Source organism: Corallococcus exercitus (genome assembly GCF_003611585.1).
GTDB lineage: Bacteria > Myxococcota > Myxococcia > Myxococcales > Myxococcaceae > Corallococcus > Corallococcus exercitus.
On record NZ_RAVW01000741.1, the window covers coordinates 1 to 2,025 of the forward strand.

At 69.1% G+C, this 2,025-nt stretch carries 2 protein-coding genes; one reads left to right on the top strand and one right to left on the bottom strand.

Going from position 1 to position 2,025, the window contains the following annotated elements; translation table 11 throughout:
- Positions 1 to 872 (top strand): tRNA threonylcarbamoyladenosine dehydratase (locus tag D7W79_RS41545; protein WP_244222272.1); only part of this gene is annotated, 872 nt, incomplete at its 5' end.
- Positions 873 to 892: 20 nt separating this feature from the next.
- On the opposite strand, the gene D7W79_RS41550 is transcribed toward D7W79_RS41545, so the two are convergent.
- Positions 893 to 1,858 carry a PD-(D/E)XK nuclease family protein gene (locus D7W79_RS41550; protein ID WP_120530701.1) on the bottom strand — a complete coding sequence of 322 codons (966 nt, stop codon included), beginning with the start codon at positions 1,856 to 1,858 and terminating at the stop codon, positions 893 to 895.
- Positions 1,859 to 2,025: the final 167 nt, after the last annotated feature.

A 2,025-nucleotide genomic window follows, 5' to 3' on the forward strand; every position in this document is an offset into this window, starting at 1 on the left:
CCGCCGAGCCCGAGGCCCCCCCCGCCTCCCCGGCTGCTTCGAACGCCGTCGTCGAGACGCCGTCGCTCGCGAAGCCCTTCAAGCTGTCGCGCCGCTTCGACCGCACGGCGCGCCTGCTGGGCGACAACGCCATGGAGCGGCTGGCCAACGCGCATGTGGTGGTGTTCGGCCTGGGCGGCGTGGGCAGCTTCACCGCGGAGGGCCTGGTGCGCAGCGGCGTGGGCCGGCTGACGCTGGTGGACCACGACGACGTGTGCGTCACCAACACCAACCGCCAGTTGCACGCGACGGTGAAGGCGGTGGGCAAGTCCAAGGCGGAGCTGATGGCGCAGCGCTGCCAGGACATCAACCCGCAGGCGAAGGTGGAAGCGCTGCGCGAGTTCTACCGCGAGGAGCTGGCGGAGACGCTGCTGCCCGCGGGGAAGTACGACTTCGTGGTGGACGCCATCGACAACGTGAAGGCGAAGCTGCACCTCTTGCACCGGTGCGTGACGCTGGGCGTGCCGGTGGTCAGCTCCATGGGCGCGGCGGGACGCCTGGACCCCACGGCCATCCGCGTGGAGGACCTGAGCGAGACGCACATGGATCCCTTCGCCAAGGACATCCGCAAGCTGCTCAAGCGCAAGTACGGCGTGGAGACGGAGCGCCACACGGGCATCACCGCCGTGTACTCCATTGAGACGCGCCGGCAGCCGGTGCCGCTCAACTACGACGACGCGACCGACGGCTTCCTGTGCGTCTGCCCGCAGGACAACGAGTTCCACACCTGCGACCACCGCACGCAGATTGACGGCAGCGTGGCGTTCGTCACCTCCGCGTTCGGCATGAACGCCGCGGGCGTGGTGGTGCGCCGGCTGGCGTCGGCGCGGTAGCGCTTCAGGTCAGGCGGCGCTCAAGCCACGCGGGGCCGGGCCTGCGCCACCGCGGGCTCCCGGCCACACGGGCGGCGGAAGACGCAGCGGGCGCAGGCGTCCAGGTTCCCCGTCTGTGGGAAGGCCTCCACCTCTTTCGGCGTGTTGGTGGCGGCGTCCTTCAGGAGCGCGCGCATCCCCTCCACGCTCCGGGCGAAGTGCTGGCGGAAGGAGTCCATGGCGGACGGGTCCACCGTCACGTCGTGCTCCAGCCCCTCGTTGAGGTACACGAGCGACGCGCGCACCTTCTCCAGCGGGTAGCGGTAGCGCTGCGCGATGTAGAGCGCGTAGCCCAGCACCTGTTCGTCGTAGCCCTCGCGCGAGCGGCCCGTCTTCCAGTCCACCACCACGACGGAGCCCTCCGCGTCCACGTAGGCGAAGTCCGGGATGGCGAAGGTCTTCACCCCGTCCAGGACGAAGTGGGCGAAGTCGAAGCCCGCGTCCACCTCCAGCCACTGCGCGGGCTTGAGCCCCTTCGCGATGGTGGGCCAGCGTGACTGGAAGAACCACGCGAGCGCGGAGCGCACCGTTTCGAAGTTCTGCTTCCAGGCCTCGTTCGGAATCTCCTCCGAGTACTCGTGCTCCGCCAGGCCGGTGAAGGGCTTGCGGTACTTCTGCGTCCAGTACGCCTTGGAGCGCGAGTGCCGGAAGTCGTCCTGCATCAGCTTGTGCGTGCGCGCCTCCACCTTCGCGGGGTCCACCTCACGGCCGGCGCGCCAGTCCAGCAGCACGTCCTTGAGGGCCTCGTGCACGATGCTGCCCGCCCAGGTGTAGCGGTTGTGCAGCTTCTTGAGGACGTAGAGCTCGCGCACGTCCCTGGCCGCCTCCGCCTCCCAGCCGCCCCAGGAGCGGTAGTAGTAGAGGTAGTAGGCCCGGAGGCATTCGGAGAACTTCTCGTGGCGGCTCTTGGACCAGGAGAAGTCGTTGGTGATGGGTGGGCGGGCCATGGACGCGGGGCATCCTATAGACGATCGCCCGTCCCGCCAGAAGGGGGACGGCCGGCCGGACAACCGCCCCCTGCCGTCGGTAAAAACGCCGGGTGCACCCGACCGTACGGGTATGGTGCCGCGCCTCCCCCGTGAAGAATCACATGAGCCCACGCAAGCGCACCGAT

Excerpts from the sequence above, each read along its gene's own strand:
- D7W79_RS41550 (WP_120530701.1), bottom strand. The coding sequence starts at position 1,858 with ATGGCCCGCCCACCCATCACCAACGACTTCTCCTGGTCCAAGAGCCGC.